Origin of the sequence: Nocardia sp. NPDC050630, from assembly GCF_044457245.1 — a bacterium.
GTDB lineage: Bacteria > Actinomycetota > Actinomycetes > Mycobacteriales > Mycobacteriaceae > Nocardia.
The window spans coordinates 577,110-594,190 of record NZ_JBITGN010000001.1; the positions used below are offsets into that span (position 1 = coordinate 577,110).

At 65.6% G+C, this 17,081-nt stretch carries 17 protein-coding genes; 9 read left to right on the forward strand and 8 right to left on the reverse strand.

Translation table 11 applies throughout. The features are described from left to right. Nucleotides 1-15 precede the first annotated feature (15 nt). Together ACIBG0_RS02510 and ACIBG0_RS02515 are read right to left on the reverse strand one after the other, a co-directional pair. Nucleotides 16-699 (reverse strand): SIMPL domain-containing protein, encoded by a 684-nt coding sequence (locus ACIBG0_RS02510; RefSeq protein WP_397028522.1) that lies wholly within the window; start codon nucleotides 697-699, stop codon nucleotides 16-18. 78 nt (nucleotides 700-777) lie between these two features. After that, nucleotides 778-1,032 carry a hypothetical protein gene (locus ACIBG0_RS02515; RefSeq protein ID WP_397028524.1) on the reverse strand — a complete coding sequence of 85 codons (255 nt, stop codon included), beginning with the start codon at nucleotides 1,030-1,032 and terminating at the stop codon, nucleotides 778-780. A gap of 194 nt (nucleotides 1,033-1,226) precedes the next feature. Here ACIBG0_RS02515 and dxs point away from each other — a divergent pair, with 194 nt between their 5' ends. Then, entirely contained in the window at nucleotides 1,227-3,125 is a 1,899-nt protein-coding gene (gene dxs / locus ACIBG0_RS02520; RefSeq protein ID WP_397028526.1) for a 1-deoxy-D-xylulose-5-phosphate synthase, read from the forward strand. 219 nt (nucleotides 3,126-3,344) lie between these two features. On the opposite strand, the gene ACIBG0_RS02525 is transcribed toward dxs, so the two are convergent. Beyond that, nucleotides 3,345-3,914, reverse strand: coding sequence for a CGNR zinc finger domain-containing protein (locus ACIBG0_RS02525; RefSeq protein ID WP_397028528.1), 570 nt, complete (start codon nucleotides 3,912-3,914; stop codon nucleotides 3,345-3,347). 106 nt (nucleotides 3,915-4,020) lie between these two features. Between ACIBG0_RS02525 and ACIBG0_RS02530 the strand changes: the two genes are divergently transcribed. Then, nucleotides 4,021-4,437, forward strand: a complete 417-nt coding sequence (locus ACIBG0_RS02530; protein ID WP_397028530.1) for an SRPBCC family protein — start codon at nucleotides 4,021-4,023, stop codon at nucleotides 4,435-4,437. 14 nt (nucleotides 4,438-4,451) lie between these two features. On the opposite strand, the gene ACIBG0_RS02535 is transcribed toward ACIBG0_RS02530, so the two are convergent. Beyond that, nucleotides 4,452-5,729, reverse strand: coding sequence for an HRDC domain-containing protein (locus ACIBG0_RS02535; RefSeq protein WP_397028532.1), 1,278 nt, complete (start codon nucleotides 5,727-5,729; stop codon nucleotides 4,452-4,454). Nucleotides 5,730-5,751: 22 nt separating this feature from the next. Further along, nucleotides 5,752-6,303, reverse strand: a complete 552-nt coding sequence (locus tag ACIBG0_RS02540) for a DUF3000 domain-containing protein (RefSeq protein WP_397030167.1) — start codon at nucleotides 6,301-6,303, stop codon at nucleotides 5,752-5,754. Nucleotides 6,304-6,474: 171 nt separating this feature from the next. Here ACIBG0_RS02540 and hemE point away from each other — a divergent pair, with 171 nt between their 5' ends. Together hemE and ACIBG0_RS02550 are read left to right on the forward strand one after the other, a co-directional pair. Beyond that, nucleotides 6,475-7,530, forward strand: coding sequence for a uroporphyrinogen decarboxylase (gene hemE / locus ACIBG0_RS02545; protein ID WP_397028534.1), 1,056 nt, complete (start codon nucleotides 6,475-6,477; stop codon nucleotides 7,528-7,530). Nucleotides 7,531-7,561: 31 nt separating this feature from the next. After that, entirely contained in the window at nucleotides 7,562-8,131 is a 570-nt protein-coding gene (locus ACIBG0_RS02550; RefSeq protein ID WP_397028536.1) for a uridine kinase, read from the forward strand. A 77-nt stretch (nucleotides 8,132-8,208) separates the two neighbouring features. On the opposite strand, the gene ACIBG0_RS02555 is transcribed toward ACIBG0_RS02550, so the two are convergent. Continuing rightward, a complete protein-coding gene (locus tag ACIBG0_RS02555; protein ID WP_397028538.1) occupies nucleotides 8,209-8,850 on the reverse strand; it encodes a TetR/AcrR family transcriptional regulator in 642 nt (213 codons plus the stop codon). Nucleotides 8,851-9,068: 218 nt separating this feature from the next. On the opposite strand from ACIBG0_RS02555, the gene ACIBG0_RS02560 reads away from it, so the two are divergent. The 5 genes from ACIBG0_RS02560 to hemQ all read left to right on the forward strand — a co-directional run bounded on the left by ACIBG0_RS02560 (nucleotide 9,069) and on the right by hemQ (nucleotide 15,075). Further along, nucleotides 9,069-9,872 (forward strand): SDR family NAD(P)-dependent oxidoreductase, encoded by an 804-nt coding sequence (locus ACIBG0_RS02560; protein ID WP_397028539.1) that lies wholly within the window; start codon nucleotides 9,069-9,071, stop codon nucleotides 9,870-9,872. A 31-nt stretch (nucleotides 9,873-9,903) separates the two neighbouring features. Continuing rightward, entirely contained in the window at nucleotides 9,904-11,031 is a 1,128-nt protein-coding gene (locus ACIBG0_RS02565; RefSeq protein WP_397028540.1) for a DUF5938 domain-containing protein, read from the forward strand. Nucleotides 11,032-11,113: 82 nt separating this feature from the next. After that, entirely contained in the window at nucleotides 11,114-12,649 is a 1,536-nt protein-coding gene (locus ACIBG0_RS02570; protein WP_397028541.1) for a long-chain fatty acid--CoA ligase, read from the forward strand. A gap of 107 nt (nucleotides 12,650-12,756) precedes the next feature. Next, complete coding sequence (locus ACIBG0_RS02575; RefSeq protein ID WP_397028542.1) at nucleotides 12,757-14,118, forward strand: protoporphyrinogen oxidase; 1,362 nt, start codon at nucleotides 12,757-12,759, stop codon at nucleotides 14,116-14,118. 261 nt (nucleotides 14,119-14,379) lie between these two features. Beyond that, nucleotides 14,380-15,075: a hydrogen peroxide-dependent heme synthase gene (gene hemQ / locus ACIBG0_RS02580; protein WP_397028543.1), complete on the forward strand. Its 696-nt coding sequence runs from the start codon at nucleotides 14,380-14,382 to the stop codon at nucleotides 15,073-15,075. A gap of 88 nt (nucleotides 15,076-15,163) precedes the next feature. Here hemQ and msrB read toward each other — a convergent pair whose 3' ends face one another. Further along, on the reverse strand, nucleotides 15,164-15,607 hold the full coding sequence (msrB, locus tag ACIBG0_RS02585) for a peptide-methionine (R)-S-oxide reductase MsrB (protein WP_397028544.1): 444 nt from the start codon (nucleotides 15,605-15,607) through the stop codon (nucleotides 15,164-15,166). A gap of 47 nt (nucleotides 15,608-15,654) precedes the next feature. Next, nucleotides 15,655-16,998 (reverse strand): glycosyltransferase family 87 protein, encoded by a 1,344-nt coding sequence (locus tag ACIBG0_RS02590; protein ID WP_397028545.1) that lies wholly within the window; start codon nucleotides 16,996-16,998, stop codon nucleotides 15,655-15,657. Nucleotides 16,999-17,081 lie beyond the last annotated feature (83 nt).

Here is a 17,081-nt window from a genome sequence, read left to right on the forward strand (position 1 = left end):
TTAGGTTAGATGGAATCAGTCGAGCTGCCAGGTCGCCCGGATGGTCGCCGAGATTTCGGATTCGCCGAGTTCGACCGGAACTGGAGCGCCGCCGTACGACTCGTTCATCGGGGCCGACATGGCCATCAGCCGCGGCGTGGCGGGCGGGGTAGAGGTGGCGTTCTCGGTGATTTCGAGCACCGTGCCGAGGCTGCGCCGCGCGCGGCCCGCGTACTGTTCGGCCTTGGCGTGCGCGTTGTCCCACGCGGCATCGCGGGCACGAATGAGCAGGCTCTCCTGATCGACGAAACCGAGATTGAGACCGCCGAGGCGAACGTCGTCACCACCGGCCTCGACACAGTTGGCGATGATAGCGGCGGGGCCAGGATCCGCCGTTTCGCCGATATCGCGCAGCACGACGGTGAGGTCGGTGGTCGCGACGTAACCGGTGATCTTGGAGCCGCCGCCTTCGAGCCAGACGGTTTCGGTGCGCACCGACAGTCCGCTGGTGGCGATATCGGTGCCGGGAACGCCATCGGAGCGCAGCGAATCAGTGACGGCGGCAACGCGCTCACCGGCTTGGCCGTAGGCGAGCGCGACCTTACTGGCCCGGGTTTCGATGGAGATGGTGACGCGCATCAGATCCGGGGTGGCGCGGGCGCTGCCCGATCCGAAGGTGGTGACTGTGCCAGCGGTGTCGTCGGACTTCTTCTTGCTCACGGCGCTCTCCTGACTTCCTCGGTCGCAAATGCAACGGTCGATACTTCGGAAATGTCCCCTCGGGGCGGGCGAAACCGGTCAATAGTCGCCGTCGCGCACAGCGATCGCGCGCGGGATGGTTCTCGATCGGCGGGGATGTGCACGCGGGTTCATCGGTGCCAGGCACAGTCCGAACGAATCGGGTTGTACTGCAGCCAGTTCGGGGATGCAGACGGCGAATTCTCCGGAATTGTCGGCGCGGCACAATTCGTAGACATCGGTGACGATGCGTGCCACGACGCCGGGGTCGACCGTTTGCGGAACCTTCTGCTCGGGCAGGGGCCACCTGTCCACTCTAAGCTGGGTAACGTTGCGTCGACCGGCGAACTCATCCGCGCGAGCGTGTCTTCGGATGAGCTGGCAATTCGTGTGGAGGCTCACACTTCCGTGCGAAGTCGGCTGGCGGCGGGGCATTGTCGTGCGAAGCCGCTCGCGCGGCTCCGTAGACTGATCGGATCAGATGCGCTATCCGGAGGGAGCGAGTTCAGGTGGGAGTGCTTTCCCGGGTCGACACGCCCGAAGACCTGCGACGGCTGACCGTTGCCGAATTGGGTGAACTGGCGGAGGAGATTCGCGAGTTCCTGGTGCAGAAGGTCGCCGTCACCGGCGGGCACCTCGGCCCCAATCTCGGTGTGGTCGAGCTGACCATCGCACTACACCGGATCTTCGACTCGCCGGCCGATCCGTTGATCTTCGACACCGGGCATCAGGCCTACGTGCACAAGATCCTGACCGGTCGCAAGGATCAGTTCGACACGCTGCGCAAGCAGGGCGGGTTGTCCGGCTACCCGAGCCGCTCCGAGAGCGCCCACGACTGGGTCGAGTCCTCGCACGCCTCGGCCTCGCTGTCCTATGCCGACGGTCTGGCGAAGGCCTTCGCGTTGACCGGGCAGAACCGGCATGTGGTCGCGGTGGTCGGCGACGGCGCGCTCACCGGCGGCATGTGCTGGGAGGCGCTGAACAATATCGCCGCCGCACCGGACCGGCCCGTCGTCGTGGTGGTCAACGACAACGGGCGCTCCTATGCCCCGACCATCGGCGGCCTCGCCGACCGGTTGACCGCCCTGCGCACCCAGCCCGCCTACGAGCACGCGCTGGATGCGGGTAAGCGGATCCTCAAGAGCATTCCGCGCGTCGGTGAATCCGCGTACTCGATGGTGCATGCCGTGAAGGCCGGGATCAAGGATGCGGTGAGCCCGCAGGAGCTGTTCAGTGATCTCGGGTTGAAGTATGTCGGGCCGGTGGACGGCCACGACACTGTCGCGCTGGAGGCGGCACTGCGGCGGGCGAAGGATTTCGGCGGGCCGGTGGTCGTGCATGTGGTGACGCAGAAGGGGCGCGGCTATTCGCATGCCGAGAACCACGTCGCCGATCAGATGCACGCCTGCGATCCGATCGACCCGCTCACCGGTCGTCCGCTCGGCGGCCCGAAGGCGCTCGGGTGGACGTCGGTGTTCTCCGAGGAGTTGATCGCGCATGCGGACAAGCGCGACGATATTGTCGCGATCACCGCGGCCATGCCCGGACCTACCGGTCTGGCGGCATTCGGGGAACGCTTCCCGGAGCGGATGTTCGATGTCGGCATCGCCGAACAGCATGCGATGGCCTCGGCCGCCGGACTCGCCCTCGGCGGCATGCATCCGGTGGTGGCCATCTACTCGACCTTCCTCAACCGTGCCTTCGACCAGTTGCTGATGGATGTCGCGCTGCTGAAGCAGCCGGTGACGGTGGTACTGGATCGCGCCGGAATCACCGGTCCCGATGGCGCCTCGCACAATGGCATGTGGGATCTGTCGGTGCTCGGCATCATTCCCGGCATGCGCGTCGCGGCCCCGCGTGATGCGGCGACGTTGCGTGAGGAGTTGGCCGAGGCGCTCGCGGTGAGCGACGGGCCGACCGCCATCCGTTTCCCGAAGGGCAGTGTGGCCGAGGATATCTCGGCCATCGAGCGGCTCGATGGGGTCGATGTGCTGCGGCTGCCCGAGCGTGAGGGCGGCTCTGCCCGAGCTCAGCGCGGTGATGTGCTGCTGGTCGCGGTCGGGCCCTTCGCGTCGACCGCGGTCGCGGTCGCGGATCTACTGGAACCGGAAGGTATTTCGGTCACGGTCATCGATCCGCGTTGGGTGCTGCCGGTTTCCGATACCGTCGTCAAGCTCGCCGAAAACTACCGTCTCGTGGTGACTTTGGAAGACGGCGGTCTGCACGGCGGGATCGGGTCCACCGTTTCCGCTCGATTGCGCGGCGCGGGCTTGGATGTGCCTACCCGTGATCTCGGTGTGCCGCAGCACTTCCTGGACCATGGGTCCCGGAATGAGGTGCACGAGGAACTTGGTTTGACGGCTCCAGATATCGCTCGGCGCATCTCGGGCTGGCTCGACGCGCGCTGAGGGCGTATGCCGCGCGGCGCTGATCGGTCTGGGCGGCAGTATCATTGGTGCCTTCCTCCGGTGACCGCGGGATTGTCGACGGGCACCTGATGCCAGTCCGATTCGGCACGCTCCTGTCGTCATTCCACGGGCGATAACCTGTTCGCGTCCGCCGATGTGGATGATCATTGCCGCCTGTGGTGCTGGCAGTCGTGAGTCATGGCCGCCTCGCGTCGGCGACTAGCGTGCCGCGTTACGGCGATGGGAAGCACGGACTTTCACACGGTTGCCGCATACGTCCATGGAACACCAGGTGCGGCCGCGGTTGCGGGAGTGGTCGAAGAAGGCCCAGCGGCAGCTCGGTTCTCGGCAGGTCTTGAGCCGTGACCAGGTGCCTGCCGCGACGGCGGTGGCGACGTCGGCGAGCAGGGTGGTCAAGGCGTGGTCGACCACATCGTCGGTATTCGGGACGAGGCGGGGCGGGGTGCTGGTCACGTTCAAAGTCAGCGGGAGCGTCGCGGTGAGTGCGGCGAGTTCGGCGCGCGCCGCCGGGTTCAGGCCATCCGGTCGCGGGCTGGTGACCGGTTCGGCGTTGTTCGTGGCCAGTAGTGCACGCAGGCCCTCGCGGATACGGACGGCTCGCTCTTGTGCGGCAGTATCGGCCGTGCCCTCGGGCAGCAATTCGTGTGCGCGTAGCCAATTCGTCAGTTCTTCGGGTGTCCCGATGGTGTCGCCGTCCGCGCGGCGGGTGTTGACGAATTCCACCAGACGGGCGAGCGCTGCGGGTGCGGAATCGACTGTGTCGGACATGCAACCCATAGTAACTCCCCATTGACGATGGCTGGTTACCTAACTACCGTTTTTAAAACACTAGTTATGACGAGCGGGACACCGCTCCGGTATAGGAGGATCAGTCATGGGATCGGTCGAGAGAGAGATCATCGTCGAGGCGCCCGTCGAGCAGTTGTGGGCGATCATCGGCGACTTCGCACATGGCCCGATCCGAATGGCGCCCGGCTTCGTCACCGACAGCACCCTCGATGGTCCGGACCTGCGCATCGTCACCTTCGAGAATGGCACGGTGCTGCACGAGCGGTTCATCGCACTCGACGAAACCGAGCGCAGGATCGTGTTCTCCATCGTCGGGGGGAGCGTTACGCCGGCGCACGACAACTCGTCCATGCAGGTATTCCCGCACGCCGGCGGCAGTCGTTTAGTCTGGATCCACGACACCCTGCCGCATGAACTCGCCGACGCATTCGGCACGTCCATGGAGCATGGCTTGGAGGTCTTCAAGCAGACCGTCGAGAATGCCGTCTCGACCGCATCCTGAACGCGGAGTTCGGCCTACGCGTCGGGGGTCGGGGTCAGGGCGGCAGCCAGTCGGGGGACCGCGAGTTCGCGTTGCCATGGTCGGGCCCCGCCCGACTTGAGGAATCCATCGACCGCGGCGGAGAGATCGTCGAGCTCGCCGACATGGTCGTAATCGGGCAGTCCGTCCCAGCACAAGCGGCGCACCAGATCGGGGGAGAGCAGATTTTCGACCGGGATCGCGTACTCGATGGACAGTTCACCCATTGCCGCGCGCGCTCGAATCAGTCGTGCGGCGGCGGCCGGATCGCGGCGCTCCCAGCGGTTCACCGGCGGCGGACCTTCGAATGGTTGGGTAAGGGCTGGTAGGTCGGTGTCGGCGAGGGTCCGGCCGCGGTCGACCGCGGCGAGCCAGTCGCGGGAGTAGCGGCGCTGGCGCGGTCCGCCGAAGATCGGCAGGGTGCGCAGTTGGGCGATGGTGCGCGGTTCGGCATTCGCGGCGGCGATGATCGCGGCATCCGGGAGAATGCGGGCCGGTGCGACATCGCGGGTGCGCGCGAGGGTGTCCCTTGTGGTCCACAGTTCGCGCACGATGGCCAGTTGGCGGGTGCGGCGCAGGGTGTGGATGCCGGAGGTGCGCCGCCATCGATCGGCCTTCGGCGTACCGGGTTCGGTGGTCCGAACATGCTCGAATTCCTGTGCCGCCCAGTCGGTCTTGTGCTGGGCCTCGAGCGAGGCGGCCACCTCGTCGCGCAGCTCGAGCAGCAATTCGACATCGAGTGCGGCGTAGTTCAGCCAATCGTCGGGCAGCGGCCGAGTCGACCAGTCGGCCGCACCGTGACCCTTGCGCAGCGCCCGGCCGAGCAGTCGTTCCACCATGGCCGCCAGTCCGACGCGCTCGAATCCGGCCAGTCTGCCGCCCAATTCGGTGTCGAACAGGCGCGCCGGGCGCAGACCGAGTTCGGCGAGTCCTGGTAGATCCTGGTCCGCCGAATGCAGCACCCATTCCAGATCGTTGATCGCGGCGGCCAGCGGTTCGAGCGCATCGGCGACCGGAATCGGATCGATCAGGAAGGTGCCCGAACCGGCCCGTCGCAACTGGATCAGGTATGCGCGCGCCGAATACCGGAAACCGGAGGCGCGTTCGGCATCGACGGCCAGCGGACCGTTGCCCGCGGCGAGCCGAGCCGCGGCATCGGCGACCTCCTCGGCGGTGACGAGCACGGGCGGCACACCGTCGGCGGGCACGAGCAGCGGCTCCGCCGTGCTTTCTGGTGGCGTGTTGCTTCGCTCGGACTCGTCTGCTACCGACATAAACCTGAACTTTACGTGGCGATCAGGTGTGGTCGTTGCTGGTATACGACTCCGGTCGCAGATGGGTGATTCCGGCGGGTGGTAAACCGGCCGCATAGGCCAGTACTTCGCAGAAGCCTTCCACATGCGGGCGCATATCGGTGGTCATCGCGGTCCACGAGGCGCGCAGCTCCAATTGGTGTGCGCGCGGTGGTCCGGCGATATCGCCGTAGCGCACCGAACTGGTGGAGGTGACGGTGCCGCCGAGTGCGGTGAACGCTTCGCCGCGGAATTCCAGCGCGTCGACCAGCCAGCTCCAGGCGACCTCGGGCAACAGCGGGTCGGTGGCCAGTGCGGCATCGATATCGGCCTGGATGTAGGCGACCAAGCGGAAGATGCCGTGCCAGGCCTCGGCGCCATCAGGATCGTGCAGCAGGATCAGCCTGCCGAAAGCATCGCCCTCGGAATCGACCGGCACCACATTTGTTTCGGCGTGTTTGACTTCCGCGCCCAGTGCGTAGGAAAAGGGTGCCAGGCGTTGGGGCGGTCGGATCGGTGCCAGCTCGATTCGAGGGTGCACGGTTGCGGTGCCCATCGCATCGACCGCGGCGCGAAATTGAGCTGGCTCGCCGTTGGGTCCTTCGGTCGGTGCGGCTCCGTCGCGGAAGTCGAGCGGTGTCACGGAAGCGACGGTAGACCTTGCGTGCCCGGCGCAGTCGGAGGCGCGCCGCTAGCGGGCCTTGCGGGCCGCATACGATAGGCGGTGATGAGCACTCATACCCGTCGCCGGTTGACCGATGCACCGTTCCTGGCCGCCGCCACCGGCGCTGCACCGAGCCGTCGTCCGGTGTGGTTCATGCGCCAGGCCGGACGGTCGCTGCCCGAGTACCGCGAACTGCGCAAGGGCATCGGCATGCTGGAGTCGTGCTTCGATCCGGAGCTGGTGTGTGAGATCACCCTGCAGCCGATCCGGCGCCACGGTGTCGATGCGGCGATCTTGTTCTCCGACATCGTCGTTCCGCTGAAGGCGGCCGGTATCGATCTCGATATCGTGGCCGGTGTCGGACCGGTGATCGCCGCACCGGTGCGCACCATCGCGGATGTGCGCGCACTGCCGCGGCTGCGCCCCGAAGAGGTCGGCGCGGTGACCGATGGTGTGCGGCTGCTGACCGACGCGCTCGGCGACACACCGCTGATCGGATTCGCCGGCGCGCCGTTCACGCTCGCCTCGTATCTGGTCGAGGGTGGGCCGAGCAAGAACCACGAGCGCACCAAGGCGATGATGCACGCCGACCCCACGACTTGGCACGAGCTGCTCGGCGTCCTGACCGATATCACCATCGCATTCCTGCAGGCGCAGCTGGCCGCCGGTGTGGACGCGGTGCAGCTGTTCGATTCCTGGGCCGGCGCACTCTCACTCGCCGACTATCGAGAATTCGTGCTCCCGCATTCGGAGCGGGTATTCGCGGAGGTGGCCGAGGCCGGCGTACCGCGGATCCACTTCGGGGTGGGGACCGGTGAATTGCTCGGTGCGATGGGGGAGGCGGGCGCCGATGTCGTCGGCGTCGATTGGCGGGTGCCGCTGACCGAGGCGGTGCGTCGGGTCGGACCCGGAAAAGCGTTGCAGGGCAATCTGGATCCCGCCGTATTGTTCGCCGGATCCGTCGCCATCGAAGCCGAGGCCCGGCGCATCGCGCACGAGGCCGATGAGGCGATCACGATGGGTGCGGCGGGTCATATCTTCAACCTCGGACACGGTGTGCTGCCCGATACCGATCCGGGTGTGCTGACGGCCTTGGTGCAACTCGTCCACGAGCTGTGATCGACTAGTCGTGGGTGCGGATCTTCGACCGGTGTCGCCGGGCAGGACTCCGACCCCCGAGGAGGTCGCAGGTCGGGTCGCCATCAGCTCGCCGCGACTCGGTTCGACCCGCCTGGTGGCGGTGGACGGACCGGGCGGGGCAGGAAAGTCGACCTTCGCAGCGTCTTTGGCGGCGCTGTGCAATGGGCAGGTGGTGCACACCGATGACTTCGCGGACGGAAATAACGAACTCCCGGGGTGGGCGCGGCTGGAGGAGCAGCTGCTGGAGCCGATCAGTCAGCGCCGTTCCGGTCGATATCAGCGATATGACTGGGATGAGCGGTCTTTGGCCGAATGGCACGATGTCGCACCCGGGGGTGTGCTCATTCTCGAAGGCGTCTCCTCGGCCCGCGCGGCCGTTCGCGATCGGCTGTCGCTGGCGGTCTGGATTGACACCCCGCGCGCGGTGCGTCTGGCGCGCGGCCTCGAACGCGACGGTGTGCACACCTTGCCACTATGGGAGCAGTGGATGGCCGCCGAAGACGCTCATTTCGCCGCCGAGCACACCCGCGACCATGTGGACCTGATCATCCCCGGTGCGCCTACCTCTCCAGACGAATGACGTAAGGGACGGGTCGCGCAGATCGCGCCGAAGGTGTGGCCGTAAATGGCTGTGCGACAGCGCAATCCGGAGATCGGCTAAGGCTTGCCCGGTCCGATCACCACGTCGAGCAGAGCGGCCGCTTCGGTGGCGAGTGTCTCGACGGCGTCGCTTTGTCCGGCGAGTTTGCGCAGCAGTGCCTGTTGGAACAGTCCGTCGAAAATGGCGTAGGCCGTGGCGGAGGGGACCAGGAGTGGTCGACCAGACAGCTCGGCGAAGCGGTCGACGACGTTACGGATCATCTCTTCGCGATGGCCGTCGATTTCGAGCACGTCATCGCGGAAGGACTCCTCGAACAAACTCTGGTTGCGCAGGTCGTACCAGAGCCGGTGCAGCGGCGCGTCGGCGTCCAGCGTGGCCGCCATCGCGGTGCCGAAGTCGTGCCGGAGCTGTTCGGCCGTTGTCGCGGCAGTGACGATGTCGTCGTAACGGGTGACGCACACCTGCTCGTACTGCCGCACCGCGTGGGTGATCAGTTCGACCTTGTCGTTGAAGTAGTAGTGCATCACCCCGTGGGTGAACTCGGATTTCTGCGCGATCTCGCGCAGGCTGGTCCGGGCGTAACCGAGTTCGGCAAGAGTGTGCAGCGCGGCGGCGGCCAGCTGTGCGCGCCGCTCGCCGAACTTGTCGACCTGTCGGCGTGCGATGCGATCCCGCCTGGTCTCGACGATTTCGGTCATCGTGGCTTCTCTCCGTCACCGCTCATGTGAATTCGCCCAGTGTATCGCGGCATCGGCAACGAGGGCCCCACTGGTTTGACGACCGTGCAAGAAAAGCTTGACGACTGTCATAAAAAGTCTTGACGGTCGTCAAGGATGCGCGCAGACTGTGATCCACGTCGCATCCGATCGGTCGAATGCGAAAGCCGAATGGACGATCTCGAGGAGGAGATGGGCGGATGAGTGGATACGACCTGACCGGGCGCACGGCCCTGGTAACCGGTGGTGCGCGAGGACTCGGCGCGGGTATGGCCGAGGCGCTGGCCCGCGCCGGAGCTGCGGTCGCGATCGGCGATGTGCGCGAGGATCTCGGCAAAGAGACCGTTGAGGCATTGCGGGCCGCCGGCGCGACGGCCGAGTTCGTGCCGCTCGATATCACCGAGGACGCGCAGTGGGCGCAGGCTGTCACCGATACCGTCGCCGCGCTCGGCGGCCTGGACATCGTGGTGAACAATGCCGGTGTCGAAATCACCAGTCTGATAGTGGATCTCGACCCGGAAGAAGTGCGCACGATGCTCGAGGTGAATGTGCTCGGGACCGCACTGGGCATCAAGCACGCGCTGCGCTCGATGCGCCCTGGCGGCGCGGCGGGACGCGGTGGCGCCATCGTGAATATCGCCTCGGTCGCCGCCACCATCGCCTTCCCCGGCATTTCGGTGTACTCGGCGACCAAATCCGCAGTGGACCGGCTCACCAGAGTCGCGGCGATGGAATCCGGCAAACTCGGCTACGGCGTGCGCGTGAACTGCGTGTATCCGGGACTCGTTCCGACCGAGATGGGTGCCCGGTTGGCCGACGATGTCGCGCGAATCGGCTTGTTCCCCAGTGCCGAAGCCGCGGTCGGCGCGGTCGTCGAGCAGACACCGCAGGGCCGCCTGGGGGAGGTCACCGATATGGCCGATGCGGTGGTGTTCCTCGCCTCCGATGCCGCGCGCTTCATCACCGGTGCTGGTCTGCCGGTCGATGGCGGCATGGGCATGTGAGCACAGACGACAACGAAAGGTTCGAGATCTCATGAGCACCGATAAGCCCGTAGTCGTCTACGGCGCATCCGGATACACCGGCCGACTGGTCTGTGAATATCTCCGCGAATTCAATATTCCGTTCATTGCCGCGGGCCGGGACAAGACCCGGCTACAGGAGGCGATCGACAAGATTCCCGGCATCGACACCGTCGCGCACGATGTTGTCGAGGTGGCGCACGATGTGGCACCGCTGAGCGAGCTGTTTCGTGGTGCCGCGGTTGTCTGCAATACCGTCGGGCCGTTTGCGCAATACGGCCACGAGGTGGTGCAGGCCTGCCTGGCCGCGGGGACCCACTACCTCGATACCACCGGCGAACAGGATTGGCTGATCGACTGCGATGAGCAATACGGCGCCGAGATGGCCGCGCGCGGTCTGCTGCTCGCGCCGGGCGTCGCGCAGATGTACACCACCGGCGAGATCGCCGCGAACATCTGCTTGGAAACACCTGGTCTGGACACGCTCGATATCCAGGTCTTCTGGAAGGGCTTTCCGACGGTCGCGTCCACTAAGACGATCCTGGTCAATGCCGCACTGTCCAAGGCCTATTACCTGGAACAGAACCAATATGTGGAGTGGCCCGCGGACGCAGGACTCTACGACGTGGTGGTGCCCGGTCAGCATGAGATCGGGCTCGCATTGCCCTGGGGCGGTACCTCGCATCCGGTGTGGTTCAAACGCGATCCGCGGGTCGCGAATGTGAAGGTGCTCGGCGGCGTATTCAATCGGCCCTTGATGCAGGGCGTGCCGCAGATCGTGCAGGCGGTCGTCGAACAGGTGAAAGACCTTCCTGTGCAAGAGAAATATCGGGTCCTCACCGAACAGGCCGCACTGGTTCGCGACGAGATGCCGCCGCGGGAGAATCCGCGCATCAATACCTCGCTCGATTCGGTGCACGCGTCCGGACCGCTGGGGCGTGCCCACTGCGTGATCTACGGGAACTGCAACTACAAGCAGACCGGTCTGCTGCAGGCGTTTGCCGCGAACGCGCTGTTGCAGACGGCGCCGATGCGAACCGGGTTTGCCTCGGCATGCCAGGCCTTCGGCCATCGAGAACTGCTGGGGGCGTTGCGGAGTTTCGGGCTGGTCGGTGAACCAGTACTGAACGTGCACCGTTGATCGGGGCCTCGGGCCACGGGTGGGTCGGCCCACCCGTGGCCCGAATTGGCCACTCCCACAACAGCTTCTACAGAGGATTACCGTGCGTTTGACCGACTATCTCGACAAGGGGGCCTCGCTCGGCGAGACCGCACCCTGCCTGACCATGAACGGGCACACGTTGACCTATGCGCAGGTTCAACAATTGTCGTGGCGTGTCGCCCGGGCACTGGCGCGATCGGAAATCCAGCCCGGTGAACGGGTCGCGATCTTGTCGGCGAACGACACACTCGCGTTTGCTTGCGTTTTCGGCATAGCCCGCGCCGGTGCGGTGTGGTGTCCGATCAATCCACGCAACGAGGCGGCGGAGAATCGCGAACTGCTCGACCTCTTCGATTGCACCTGCCTGATATTCCAATCCGCCTTCGCGCCACTGGTTTCCGCCATCGCACCGCGACTACCGGGGCTGCGGACACTGGTCTGTTTGGACGGAGATGCCGCCAACGCAGCATCTTTCGACGACTGGGTGCGCGAATGTCCCGATGATCCGTGGCAGGTCGAGCCCATCGATGATCTCGCCATGTTGGTCGGCACCGGTGGCACGACCGGACGGCCGAAGGGGGTCCGGCTCACCGGCCACAATATCGAGACGATGACCGCTTTGACCCTGATGAGCTATCCGTTCGAACCCCGGCCACGCTACCTGGCACTGGCACCCCTGACCCACGCGGCGGGCGTCCTGTGCTTCCCGATCCTGACCCTCGGCGGTGAGATCGTGGTGATGCCCGCCCCGGAACTCGGTGAATTCCTCACGCTGATCGAACGCCATCGGATCACCCACACCTTCCTGCCGCCGACGCTCATTTACATGCTGCTGGATCATCCGGCGTTGTCGGAGGCGAATCTCAGCTCGCTGCGGTGCCTTTGGTATGGCGCCGCGCCGATGTCGACCGCCCGGCTCGCCGCGGCGCTGGATCGGATCGGACCGGTCATGGGCCAGCTGTTCGGACAGTCCGAAGCGCCCATGATGGTTGCCACGCTGGCACCGAAAGATCACTTCCGTCCCGACGGCTCGATCGCTACCGAGCGACTGTCATCGGCCGGACGGGCGACCCCGCTCACCCAGGTGGCCATCATGGCTGCCGATGGTCGACTGCTTGCGGCGGGTGAGCGCGGTGAAATCGTCGTCAAGGGTCCGCTGGTGATGGCCGGGTACCACAAGAATCCGGACGCCACCGCCGAGGTGTCACGGTACGGCTGGCATCACACCGGGGACATCGGTTACCTCGATGCCGACAACTACCTGTACATCGTCGACCGCGCCAAGGACATGATCATCACCGGCGGATTCAATGTGTATTCCGCCGAGGTCGAACAGGCGTTGCTGACTCATCCGGCGGTCCAGGACTGCGCGGTCATCGGACTCCCCGACGATAAGTGGGGCGAGCGAGTCACCGCCGTCGTGCAATTGCATCTCGGCCATACCGTGACCGGCGACGAACTGCGCGAGCACACCAAGGCGCGCCTCGGCGCAGTGAAATCTCCCAAACAGGTGGAGATCTGGCCGGATCTGCCGCGCTCCAAAATCGGCAAGGTGCTCAAGCCGGAGATCCGAGAGCAGCTGCGCGTCGACCGTTGAATACATCCGTCCGATGTTCGGGCTGGGGGTGGGTGCCGACCGTGTGTTCGGTCACGAAGGGGAGGGGTCTGGTCGGTGTGGATCCGTCGGCGGGCTACGGTCGCGATATGAGAATCGCGGTGGTCGGCGGCGGGATCAGCGGGCTTGTCGCGGCGTACCGGTTGCGGGGACTGCTGGGCGCGCAGGCCGAGATCGTGGTCATCGATCGGAGCGCGCGGCTCGGCGGGATTCTGTTTACCGGCGAATTAGCCGGGGAGCCTTTGGATCTCGGGGCGGAGGCGTTCGTCGGGCGGCGGCCGGAGGTGCCCGCGCTACTGCGCGAACTCGGGCTGGAAGCGCAGTTGGTGGTGCCCGCGGGATTGCGGCCACTGGTGTGGGCGCAGGGCCGCGCGCATCCGCTGCCGGAACGCACGCTGATGGGCATTCCGTCGGATGCCGAGTCGATGCGCGGGTTGGTCGATGCCGATACGCTCGAGCGGATCGAAGCGGAGGCGCGGCGGCCGCTGGCCTGGTATCCGGGCGCCGATATCGACGTATACAGCCTGGTCGCCGACCGGTTCGGTGCGCAGGTCGCCGAGCGCAGCGTCGATCCGCTGCTCGGTGGCGTCTATGCGGGCAGTTCACGCTCAATCGGAGTGCGCGCCGCACTGCCGACCCTGGCCGCGGCCCTCGACAACGGTGCGTCGAGCCTTACCCAGGCGGTGGCCGCCGCTATGCCGCCGCCCTCGAACGCGCCGGTTTTCGGCGGCCTTCGCGAGGGCTACCGGGTTCTGCTGGATGCTTTGGCCGCGAAATCCGAGGCGGAATTCGTCACCGCGGCCTCGGCCACCCACCTGACCCGCGCGACCCGCGGCTGGGTACTCGAACCGATCGGTGCGGTGGATGCGGTGGTGCTGGCGACCCCGGCTCCGGCGACCGCCAATCTGCTACGCTCCTTCGCACCTGCCGCCGCATCGGCGGCCGCGGGCATCGAACTCTCCTCGTCTGTCGTTGTGGCTCTTGCCCTCCCGCGTGACACGGCGCTGCCGCAGAACTCCGGCATCCTGGTTGCTACCGGAGAATCTTTGCGCGCCAAGGCATTCACCTTGTCGAGCCGCAAGTGGACCCACCTCGCCGAGCGCGAAACCGCCGCTGTCCGAGCATCATTCGGCAAATTCGGCGATGACTCTACCCAGGCCTGGTCCGATGCCGACCTCATCACCGCCGCCACCGAAGACCTCGCTGCTGTCACCGGGGCCACCATCGAACCGATCTCCGCAGCGGTCCAACGCTGGCCGGGTGGCCTCGCTCAATACGCACCGGGCCACCTCGACCGCGTCGCCGAAATCGAATCCATTACAGCTGATTTCGACGGCCTCGCTATGGCAGGCGCCTACCTCCACGGTGTCGGCGTCCCCGCCTGCGTAGCCTCCGGCACCGCCGCCGCCCACCGCATAGCCACCACCCTGACCCACACCACCACATCCTGATCGGGTCCGCGATACCGCGAATTGCCGCCACGCGATAGCCGTGACGGATACGGGTGTGCGGGATCGGTGCAGCCCCGTCGGTCCGGGCCCAATTGCTCGGCGGAACGCATTCACATCGAACAGTTCACCCCGACCGACTGGCGAGTGGACGCTTGCTAGAGGTAACCGGCAGTCTGCTCGCGCCGGAAACCCGCTGGGAGCATCCCCGTCGGGCCAGCCCACACGGATGCCTCGATGCGGCACAGTGGCACGATAGGAATCATGGCGCGACTCGACTATCAAGCACTCAATTCCACCATCCGCTACCTGATGTTCTCGGTGTTCCAGGTGCAGCCGGGGGTGCTGGGGGACGACCGCGAGGCCGCCATCAAGGAGGCGCGGGCGTTCTTCGATGGGCTCGCCGAGCGCGATGTCGTCGTGCGCGGCATCTATGACGTCGCGGGGATGCGTGCCGATGCCGACTTCATGATCTGGTCGCATGCCGAGCGGGTCGAGGAGTTGCAGTCGGCGTACGCGGATTTCCGGCGCACCACCGAACTGGGCCGGGCCAGCGCGCCGGTCTGGAGCAATGTGGCGCTGCATCGGCCCGCCGAATTCAACAAGAGCCACATTCCGGCGTTCCTGGCCGGTGAGGATGCGGGCAACTACATCTGCGTCTACCCGTTCGTGCGCTCCTACGAGTGGTACTTGCTGCCCGATGAGGAGCGCCGCAAGATGCTCGCCGACCACGGCAAGGCCGCGCGCGGCTACCCGGATGTGCGAGCCAATACGGTGAGCTCGTTCGCCCTCGGGGACTACGAATGGATCCTCGCCTTCGAGGCCCCGGAACTGCACCGCATCGTCGACCTCATGCGCGACCTGCGCGCCACCGAGGCCCGCCTGCACGTGCGCGAAGAGGTGCCCTTCTTCACCGGTCCGCGCGTCGAAATCGAACAACTCATCGCCGCGCTGCCCTGATCACCGATCGCTCGCGCATGCCCCAATTTGTGGGGGCATGCGCAACAAGCCGATCGGTCTGTATCTTTCGTTCGGCGCCGCGTTCGTTCTACTCCGCTGCACTGCCCGAGGGGTGCAGTTGCAGAGCGATGGAGTTGATGCAATAGCGCTTATCGGTGGGCGTGCCGTATCCCTCGCCCTCGAAGACGTGGCCGAGGTGGCTGTGGCAATTCGCACACAGCACTTCGACCCGGTGCATGCCGAGTGTGTCGTCCGAGCGCAGAATCACCGCCTCCGACTTCGCCGGGTCGAAGAACGAGGGCCAACCGCAATGCGAATCGAATTTCTCGGTGCTGCGGAACAATTCGGCCCCGCACGCTCGGCACACATAGACGCCCTCGGTCTTGGTGTCGGTGTACTCGCCGGTGAACGGACGTTCGGTCGCGGCCTGTCGCAGCACCGCGTACTCCTCCGGATTCAGTTTGGCCTTCCACTCCTGTGGGGTCAGCTGAATCCGGGGCGCGGGCAGGGACGTGTCGGCGTCAGAACTCATTGCTCCACGCTAATAGGTTTTCCACGCCCGTGCCGACTGTCCCATCGCTATTTGAGCGCACTCGCCCGCGGTTCATCGAGCAATTCGCTGCCGTTTGTCGCCTCGTCGGGAGTGCTTTCGTATGCCGTCTCCGGCTCCACCCGCGGCGCCTCCTCGGCGGCATCCCGCGAATCCGGGGCCGAGCGCATCCACGCCGGATCGATTCCGAATGGCAGCCGACCTTCCCGTCGCGCCGCAAGATAGCGGTCGACCAGCACACACGCGATGACGATCAGCAGCAGACCCCAGCCGAAGGTGATGCGCAGATATTCCAGGTTGCGTCCGAAGCCCTGCCAGCGATCCGAGAGCCACTTGTCGTAGGACATGAATCCGAACACCGCCAGCCACGCCGGCCAGTTCCGCATCACCGAATTGCGCAGCACCACCGACATCAGCAGCGGGAACAGCATCATCGAGTAGTACATCTGCCCCAGTGAGGACAGCAGGAACGAGGCGGTCATCAGCACACCGGAGGAGGTCGTCACGAAGAACAGTTCATCCTCGCGGTAGTAGCGGTACAGCAACCACAGCGTGATGGCGACGACGACGCCCATGACGATCCGGACACCCCAGGTCAGCCACAGCGGCAGACCGTAATACGCCGCGTTGCCGACGATCGCGCTGTTGAAGTAGTCCCGGGATTCGAAGATGTAGCGCGCGGTGCGGGTGAAGAACTTGTCCGCGTCCTTCGACAGTGGCCAGGCGATAGCGGTGAGCGCCACCGGAACACCGATGGCGGTGTAGAAAACCTTCCACTGTCCGCGCGCCGCCGCGATCAGTACCAGCGGTGCGAGCGTGGGTTTCACCGCGATACTCAAACCCAATATCGCACCGGCCCACAGATCCCGCCGCGTGAGCAGCAGCATGATGAAGGCCACCTCGGCCAGCAGTACGCATCCGTTCACATTGGTGAAAACCAGTGTGTTGATAACGGTTTCGGAGCTGAACATGGCCAGCAGCAGCACCGGCGCCGCCACCGACGACAGGGTGAACTTGAACAGCTTGAGCAGCAGATACCACGCCAGGATGATGGCGGCGGCATTGAGCAGGATGAAGCACCAGCGCGATTTCTCCGGGTCGATCAGCGCCAGGGGCGCGATCAGCAGCGTGCCGCTCGGGGGGTACAGATAGTGCGGATCCACCAGGTTGTAATTCGCCGTGTACACCGGTCGGTGGTTGAGGAAGGCCAGCGACGCGTTGTAGACCGGTTTGAAGTCATCGGTGATGAACCCGTTGACGGCCTTGATGAAGATCCGGTTGAGCACAGTCATGACCGCAAGGGGCCAGAGTGCGAACTTGATCACCTCGGCGGTGGTGCGAGCAGTGCGAGGCTCGAGCTGTCGAAGTAACACTGGGGCACGGTACACCGGATCCGTACGCGACGGTTGCCGGGACCTACCTGGCGCGCCGATGTTAGGGGATATGACCGCAGCCT